The following is an 8742-nucleotide window of genomic DNA, read 5'->3' on the forward strand; positions in this document are numbered from 1 at the left end:
ACAGTAAATGTCAACAGACCCTAAAACGCTCGTCGACAAAATCTTTAGGTCCAACCGCAAATGCTTTCTCTTTCAGCTCTGGTAATACTTTTAAGATCTCAGTGGCAAATTCTTCAATGTAATAGAAACCTTGATTGTCACGTAGCCATAGTGTTTTTGGAAAATTATTTTCCATTTCTAAGAGCACATTTTGCTGATGGGATTCAAAAGCCATACCATAACGATGATACAAATACATCAATGGCTCTAGGCTAACTTCCAGGAATCGATTGAACCAATCCAACGCAATTTCAGAAAAATCAGTGTCTGAATGCATTTTTTCAATTTTTGCAAATAATGCATTAAAGCGATTTAACGATTTACTTGGATGATCTTGGCAAAGTGATGCAATACACGTCACTTGCTGCTGCGGATGAAAAGGTTGATCACGGAAAATACAAATACTTTCATTCACGACCTCATCATCTATTTTTAAAGCCATCCAAGCTGGGTCATTGACTGCTTTTAAACTTGGGCATTGTTTTAAAATATTCTGACCGTATTCACTGTGCCATAGGCGATGAGTTAACTCTCCACGATGACACTCTTTCGCCAAATTAACGCGGATTGAATTGGTAATCATGACCGAAAGTGAAGGTTTGACCATCCATGGTGCACTAAAGCTTGCTAAAGTACGAATCGATGTTGTCGGGAAAAATTGCCATCCTCGTAAACCAAGATCGATCAATTGACCCGTTTGCTTGAGTCGTTCAAACCAAGATTTGCTTTGTAAATAACGTGCTTGCCAAGGATGTAAAGGCAATAATTTATATTCAGTATGCGTTTTTAATAGATTGAGATCATTTTCAGACAGATACCATTGTAAATTCGTTTTAAGCTCTTCGGAAATTTCCTCGTTTGTGGCTGACCCTTCTGCAATATAATCCTGATGTACAAACCAATAATGAAGTTGGGTTTGTCCTTTATGTTCTGGCGAAAACTTCAACCAATCCTCATGTACAAACCCCGTTCGACTTTTAGGCGCGGGATGCATGCTATGCCCTAAAATCAAAGCTTGTTCGGTTTCAATAAAGCTTTGCCCTGCTTTCACAAGATCGTCAAAATCATGTTCACGCTGCATTAAAAACTGCTGTAGTGCATCTCGGCTTTGAATCCACTTTTCAACCAGAGAAGCAGCATCTAAAGGAATTGATGATTCAAAGACAAGTTCTTCCAACAGCAAGCCCACGGTTGCAACCGGGCTAAATGTTTTAATCTGTCCTTGAATCGTTATTTGTGGGAGAGCATGTAACCGATGTCGCCCAACTCGACTGACATAACTTAATGGGAAATAGCATTGGGCTTGGATAGAGTGAATCGGAACTGATAACAGCGTCAAACCTTGGCTAAACGCTTGTTGTTGGGGACTCTGCTGACTTTTATTTAGCAAGTGACCTTTGCCAGTTTCTTGCGTGTATGCGTTGACGAAGTGTTGTATCGCCAACCGATTGGCAAGTGATTGCATCAGACTGTATCCTCTTATCGAGAGAGTAGAATTTATTTTTCGTAATGTTTGAGCTCTAAACACACCTCAACCACAATTAATCATGATTAAGATTATGCTAATGATAATTATTATCATTTAATAATTCAATTTAATAAATTACCCTAAAAATACAGACTTAAATATATGAATTAACTGAATTAAATATTAAATTAAGATTAAAAAGGATACAAAAAGATAATAATTATTCTCATTAAATAAAATGATGGTTTTAAGATTCTCAATAGTTTTTATAGATAAATTAATATTTTAGTAATAACAGCTATTTAGCACGTTTTATTCACTTAAATGTCTAATACATCACTAAATGAAGCACCAAGTAATTCGGCTAGATCATGTGGATTCAAACCTATATCTAAGCCCCTTTTCCCACCGCTGACATAGATTTTTTCAAGAGATTGCGCCGTTAAATCAATTACTGTTTTTAAACGCTTTTTCTGCCCTAATGGACTGATCCCACCGACTAAGTATCCTGTTAATCGCTCAGCGTCTTTAGGATTCGCCATTTGAAGTTTCTTACACCCTACTGCCACTGCAACTTTTTTTAGATTTAATTGATGATTTACTGGAAGTACTGCAACGTAGTAATTTTTTTCGTCTGTTACCATTAAAGTTTTGAATACTTCTTCTACTTTTAAATTTAATTTTTCAGCAGCTTCCAAGCCAAAACTTTTGGCATTTGCATCATGTTCATATTCATGAATTGAGAATGGTATTTTATTTTTTTCCAGTAGTTTACATGCAGGTGTCATTTTCTTTCGGACTATTCTTAATTCATTTAATAAGTGGTATTAGTGTAGCATTATTTATAAGAAATCTTAAACTTGCTTAGGCTATTTTAGATGTAAATCTATTCTTGATATCTCTATCTTGAACCTCATATATTTTCTAATAGTGAAACGAATAGGCTCTATCAGTTAATGAGTTACAAGCATAATAATTTAATGGCAATGCGAGAAAGCTATTGGAATGATGAATCATCTTCTACCGTTTGCGCTGAAAAGCAGTTTCTGAGGAATACTTTGATTGAGGAAGGTATCTTTGAGAATGCGACTTTAGATGACACGAAGTATTTTTTCTTCACATTACCCAGTATTATTATCGTCAAAGCTCATGCCTTAGGCTTTCATCACAGTCATGTGAAACGTATGTTGATCAAACATATTCACAGCAACCGCGCTGCATTAATGCGTAAATCAGTACTGAAAATTCAGTTTAAAATATAGGACATCTGTATAGTTAAGCTAGATTTAGGATGAAAAATCTGCTTAGGCTATTTTAGATTATTGATCTATTTCACAAATTTAGACTGATAATTCAAGAGATTGAACTATTTTAATACGTTCAAAAGCTGTAATATCCTCTACACTTTATCTCTCGGCTTTCAACCATCCGATTTCAGCATAGGATTTTTCTTTCATGTCAGATCAGAACGATAAGCTTAAGAACCTAAAAACCTCGTCTGTGGATCGTCGCTTATCTATCGCTAAAGCCTCTTTACTTGCTGGAACACGCTGGGCAACTGCAAGTGCTACTTCCCTTTTCTCTAGTGAAGAAGAAAAAGAGAAGAAACGTAAAAAAGCTATGGCTGAACAAGCACATTATTTAGTTTCTGAAATTGGGAAATTAAAAGGTTCAATCGTAAAGATTGGACAAATGATGGCTTTATATGGTGAGCATTTCTTACCTGAAGAAATCACTCAAGCACTCAATACGTTAAATAATCAAACTGTTGCCCTTGCTTGGCCTGCGATTAAAAGTCATTTACAGGAACAACTCGGTTCTAAATTAGATGATTTAACGATCGATCATGAGCCGATTGGTACTGCTTCCCTCGCGCAAGTACACCGAGCAACGCGTAAATCAGATGGATTAGAGCTTGTTTTAAAAATTCAATATCCGGGTGTCGCAGAAGCGATTGACTCAGATATGAATCTATTCAAGAACATGCTGAAGCTTACCCGTATGGTGCCGCAAACTCGTGAATTTGATCAGTGGTTTGATGAAGTCCGTGAAATGATGCATCGTGAAGTCAACTACGATATTGAAGCAGCGACAACACGCCGTTTTGCTGAACGTTTGAATGATGATCCGCGCTATATCGTGCCTCAAATTGTTGATGAATTCTGTGCTGAAAAAGTTCTATGTATGACTTTTGAGCGTGGTGTGCCGATTAATAGCCCTGTCATGCTTTCATTGCCTCAAGAACGCCGTAATCAACTGGGTGAAGCTTCGCTTGAAATTGCGGTTCGAGAGTTATTTGAATGGGGTGAAATGCAAACTGACCCGAATTTCGGAAACTATCTTGTTCGTCTTGGCAATGGTGATGATCTAAAAGATCAAATCGTTCTCCTCGATTTTGGTGCAATTCGCCAATTCGACGACAATTTACTTACGGTTGCTCGAAATCTGATTCATGCAGGATATGACCACGATAAAACGGCGATGGTTAAAGCAATGACGGGTTATGAATTTTTTGACGGAATGCCAGAAAGTATTAAGCCTGGGATGGCTGATGTTTTTCTAATCGCGACAGAAGCATTTAGTTGCCCGAGCAATAATCCTGATATGCCAGCTGGCGTAATGGATGAACAAGATCGTTATGATTGGAAAAAAAGCCAATTACATAGCAGAGTCATGCAACAAGCTGCGCAGTCTATGGCTTCGCGCTATTTCTCAGTTCCACCTAAAGAATTTATGTTTATTAGCCGTAAATTTATTGGTGCTTATACCTTCATGACGGTCATTGAAGCAAAGACCAATGTTCGCAAAATGATTCGTCAATTTGCATAATTTTCGCTAGAAAGTCATTTTGACCAATCTGATTTGTCAGTTTGGTCAATTTTTTTGAGTTCAATTTTTTCATATTTTTTTTAAATCTTTTAAAAATAAATACTTATAAAACAACCTATCCATAAATCACCCTTTATCATTCTCAAAACAGCACGTCAAAGAAGACATAGTTTTTTTACTGAGAGCATGTCAGCATAATTTTACAACCATCCTCTAGGATAAAGTCATGTCGAATATGATGAATAAAGCTCAAGGCTTCGGGCTATCTTTAATTACCAAAATCGCAGGAAGCGAAGTTCTTGATCAACTCAAATTAAGAAAATTTGTTGAAAAATCATTATATCAGGGTTCAAAAACAGGTTTTAAGGTACTCACTAAAACTCAGAAAGCATTTAAGCCACAACCGATTGATAAGCAACGCCTCCCGAATCAAGTCAATAAAAATCTATTTGACCTTGGCTTAACTGAAGAACAGCAAATGACCTGTGATGCAATGTCACAGTTCGCTGGAGAAGTATTATATACCCTCGCACATGATGCAGATCATAATGCGCAATTTCCTGAAGAACTTTGGCAGCATTTAGTTGATCTTGGACTCAATTATTACGCTTTACCAGAAGCTTTAGGTGGTGTTGCAGCAGAACAAAATATTGTCAGCAATATCTTGATTGCTGAAAGCCTAGCAAAAGGTGATTTCAGCTTATCAGCTGGTTTGCTCAGCACATTTAGCGTCATTAATGCGATTACGCGTTGGGGTTCAACCCAAGTTCAATCTATGTATCTGCCTTGTTTTGCTGAAGATACAGATATCACTGCAACATTTGCATTTCAAGAAGCAACACCAGCGTTCAATCCATTCCAGCTTAAAACCACTGCAACCGAACAAAATGGTCAGTTTTTCATTAATGGTGAAAAGACCCTTGTGATATTGGGTGATACAGCCGATGTTTTCTTAGTCAGTGCTGAGTTAAACGGTAAACCTGATATTTTTGTTGTGCAATGCAATGAAACCATTTCAATCAAAGCAAATCCAGCAATGGGTTTGAAAGCAACAGAAACAGCAACACTTCAATTCAATCAAACCCCTGCTTTACGTTTGGGTGATACAGATTTTGATTACACCGCATTTGTCGATCTTGGCAATTTAATGTGGTGTGCAATGGCCGTTGGTACATGTGAAGCGATCAAAGCTTACTGTATCAAATATGCAAATGAGCGAACTGCTTTTGGTGAGCCTATTTCTCATCGTCAAAGTGTGGCTTTCATGATCGCTGACATGGCAATTGAAATTGATGCGATGCGTATGTTGGTTCTCAATGCCGCAAGTTTGGCAGAAGCTGGAAAACCATTCCATCGTGAAGCGTATTTGGCTCGTCTACTTTGTGCTGAAAAATCTATGAAAATGGGTACAGATGGTGTGCAAATCCTAGGTGGTCATGGTTTTACCAAAGAGCATCCTGTAGAGCGCTGGTATCGTGATCTACGTGCAACCGCTATCTTACATTCTGGCTTACATGCTTAATTGACTATCAGAGGATCACAACATGAACTTACAAAGTCCTAAAAAATTCAAAATGATGGTCGATCAAGCACATGAAGTTGCGCTGAATGTGTTACGTCCTATTTCCCGTAAATACGATAAAGCTGAACATGCCTATCCTAAAGAATTAGACATGCTTGCCTCTTTAATTGATGGTATGAATGAGGGCGGCGAAGGTATTAATGCGGGCGCAGCCGTCGGGAAACGCGGTGAAACCGAGACTGGAAATAAGAATGGCAATAATATGTCAACAGCGCTTGGTATTATTGAAATGTGCTATGGCGATACAGGTCTATTGCTTAGCATGCCACGTCAAGGTCTAGGCAATTCGGCAATTGCAGCCGTTGCCAACGATGAACAACTCGAGCGTTTCAAAGGAACTTGGGCAGCGATGGCAATTACAGAGCCGGGATGTGGTTCTGATTCAGCTGCTATTCGCACAACAGCAACGCAAGATGGTGATGATTATATCCTTAATGGTGAAAAAATCTTCGTTACCTCTGGTGAACGTGCTGATTCAGTCGTCGTTTGGGCAACACTCGATAAAAAGCTTGGTCGTGCTGCAATTAAGTCATTCGTTGTACCTAAAGGTACGGCTGGTATGAAAGTTGAGCGTCTTGAACATAAACTCGGGATCAAAGCTTCTGATACTGCTGTGATTAGTTTTATTGATTGCCGAGTACCTGCCGCTAATTTATTAGGTAATCCTGAGATTGACGTGGCTAAAGGTTTCGCTGGTGTCATGGAAACTTTTGACAACACCCGTCCACTGGTTGCTGCTATGGCGATTGGTTGTGCAAAAGCATCTTTGGAACGTATCAAAGAAATCTTTAAAGACCAACTTGATGCGGACTATAAAACCCCTTATTTACAAACCTCCAATCTAGCTGCACAAATCTATCGCATGGAGGCAGAATGGGAAGCTGCTCGCCTCTTAATGATCAAAGCAACATGGATGGCAGACAATAAAAAGCCAAACTCTAAAGAAGCTTCTATTGCAAAAGCAAAAGCTGGACGTGTTGGCAATGACATCACTTTAAAATGCGTCGAGCTTGCTGCTAGTGTTGGTTATGGCGAAGATGAATTGTTAGAAAAATGGGCACGTGATTCAAAAATTCTCGATATTTTTGAAGGCACACAGCAAATTCAACAATTAATTATTGCTCGTCGCGAGTTGGGTAAATCATCTAGTGAATTGAAGTAATTTAAATAAAAAGGACGTCTAAAGTGGCGTCCTTTTTTAATAGTATCGTTAATTTAACACTATCGCATCGTGACAAACTCTTCGGCTGAAGTTGGATGAATAGCGACAGTATTATCAAAATCGCGTTTTGTCGCACCCATTTTCAATGCGACTGCAAAGCCTTGAAGGATTTCATCCATACCAAATCCTATCCCATGAATACCCACAATTTTTTCTTCATCACCAACACATACCAATTTCATTTTAGTCGGCTGCCGATGTTGAGTAATCGCACTGTACATCGCTGTGAATGAGGAATTATAGATTTTCACCGCTTGCTGGCCATATTTTTCAAATGCTTCTTGTTCAGTTATTCCAACTGTGCCAATAGGCGGATGGCTAAACACAACTGTTGGGATATTCTCATAATCCAAATATTCATTTGGCTTAGCATTAAATAATCTTTCAGATAAGCGTCGACCAGCTGCTACAGCGACAGGCGTCAATTCCATCTTTCCAGTAATGTCACCGACTGCATAAATTCCCTCCTGTGAGGTATTTTGAAATTGATCGACAGCGATATAACCTCGTTCATCTAATTGGACATTTGCTTTATCCAAATTTAAGTTTGCTGTATTAGGTTCTCTGCCTGTTGCCCAAATGAGACAATCAACAATATGTTCTTCACCATTTTCTAAATGCAAAGTCACTTTACCATCGGCATTTTTTGTCACTTTTTTGGGGGTTGATTGAGTATGTAACGTAATGCCATCGGTTTGCATAACGTCGACCAAAGTTTCACTCAGAAATGGATCAAATCGTCGTACAGGTAAATCCTTTCGAATAAATAAGCCAACCTGTGACCCCAAAGTATTCAGCACACCAGCAAGCTCAACAGCAATATAGCCAGAGCCAATGACTGCGACTGTTTGAGGTAAAGCGGATAACTCAAAGAAACCATTTGAATCAATACCATACTCAACACCATCTATATCAGGTAATGAGGGTTGCGTACCCGTTGCAATTAAAATATGGTCGGCAGTTAGGCGCTCACCATTTACTTCAATTGTATTTTTATCAATAAAAATTGCTGGCCCTTGAACTACATCGACTTTATTATTACTTAGGCTATTTTGATAAGATTGATGAATTCGATCAATATAAGCTTGGCGATTTTTGACTAGTGTCTGCCAGTTAAAAGATTCGACTTGAGTGTTGAATCCATAATCAGGCGCATATTTTTGAATGCTCTCTGCTATATGCGCGGCATACCACATCACTTTTTTAGGTACACATCCTACATTTACACATGTACCTCCGATTTCTCCCTTTTCGATTAAGGCACATTTTTTTCCATACATGGCTGCACGATTTACAGATGCTATGCCGCCACTACCGCCACCTATCGCAATATAATCATAATGTTTTGTCATCATCACCTCATGAATTATCTAAATCTGCAAAATTCTTGTTAGATCAAAACTATAGATATACAACAACAAGATATAGAAACCGATGATTTTTAATTTATTTAATACAAGAAAAAAGCACTGCTCATTTCTAAGCAGTGCTTTCATTTGATCATGTCTTTAAATTACTCAACAGCGACGACTTCTGCTTGAGTTTGTTCTAAAGATTTATCAACCACACCAAACTTTTTAAAGATTTTTGCACGACGTTTAG

General features: G+C 38.3%; 6 protein-coding genes and 1 pseudogene. 4 read left to right on the forward strand and 3 right to left on the reverse strand.

All coding sequences use genetic code 11. The annotated features are described in order from the left end of the window. Positions 1-22 precede the first annotated feature (22 nt). Positions 23-1504 (reverse strand): annotated as a pseudogene (locus B4237_RS04980) (IucA/IucC family protein); the annotation flags it as partial. 323 nt (positions 1505-1827) lie between these two features. Continuing rightward, complete coding sequence (gene ybaK / locus B4237_RS04985; protein WP_278595433.1) at positions 1828-2295, reverse strand: Cys-tRNA(Pro) deacylase; 468 nt, start codon at positions 2293-2295, stop codon at positions 1828-1830. Positions 2296-2463: 168 nt separating this feature from the next. Here ybaK and B4237_RS04990 point away from each other — a divergent pair, with 168 nt between their 5' ends. The 4 genes from B4237_RS04990 to B4237_RS05005 all read left to right on the forward strand — a co-directional run bounded on the left by B4237_RS04990 (position 2464) and on the right by B4237_RS05005 (position 7080). Then, the gene (locus B4237_RS04990; protein WP_061397470.1) at positions 2464-2769 is read left to right on the forward strand and encodes a hypothetical protein; all 306 of its coding nucleotides are present in this window, start codon (positions 2464-2466) and stop codon (positions 2767-2769) included. A gap of 193 nt (positions 2770-2962) precedes the next feature. Then, the gene (locus B4237_RS04995) at positions 2963-4336 is read left to right on the forward strand and encodes an ABC1 kinase family protein (protein WP_004879365.1); all 1374 of its coding nucleotides are present in this window, start codon (positions 2963-2965) and stop codon (positions 4334-4336) included. Between the two features lie 235 nt (positions 4337-4571). Next, positions 4572-5858 carry an acyl-CoA dehydrogenase family protein gene (locus B4237_RS05000; protein WP_278595467.1) on the forward strand — a complete coding sequence of 429 codons (1287 nt, stop codon included), beginning with the start codon at positions 4572-4574 and terminating at the stop codon, positions 5856-5858. Positions 5859-5880: 22 nt separating this feature from the next. Beyond that, positions 5881-7080, forward strand: a complete 1200-nt coding sequence (locus B4237_RS05005; protein WP_023013507.1) for an acyl-CoA dehydrogenase family protein — start codon at positions 5881-5883, stop codon at positions 7078-7080. A 59-nt stretch (positions 7081-7139) separates the two neighbouring features. On the opposite strand, the gene gorA is transcribed toward B4237_RS05005, so the two are convergent. Further along, a complete protein-coding gene (gorA, locus tag B4237_RS05010; RefSeq protein WP_278595468.1) occupies positions 7140-8492 on the reverse strand; it encodes a glutathione-disulfide reductase in 1353 nt (450 codons plus the stop codon). Positions 8493-8742: the final 250 nt, after the last annotated feature.

It is taken from the genome of Acinetobacter sp. UBA6526 (assembly GCF_002434875.1).
In the GTDB taxonomy this organism is placed as follows: Bacteria; Pseudomonadota; Gammaproteobacteria; order Pseudomonadales; family Moraxellaceae; genus Acinetobacter; species Acinetobacter venetianus.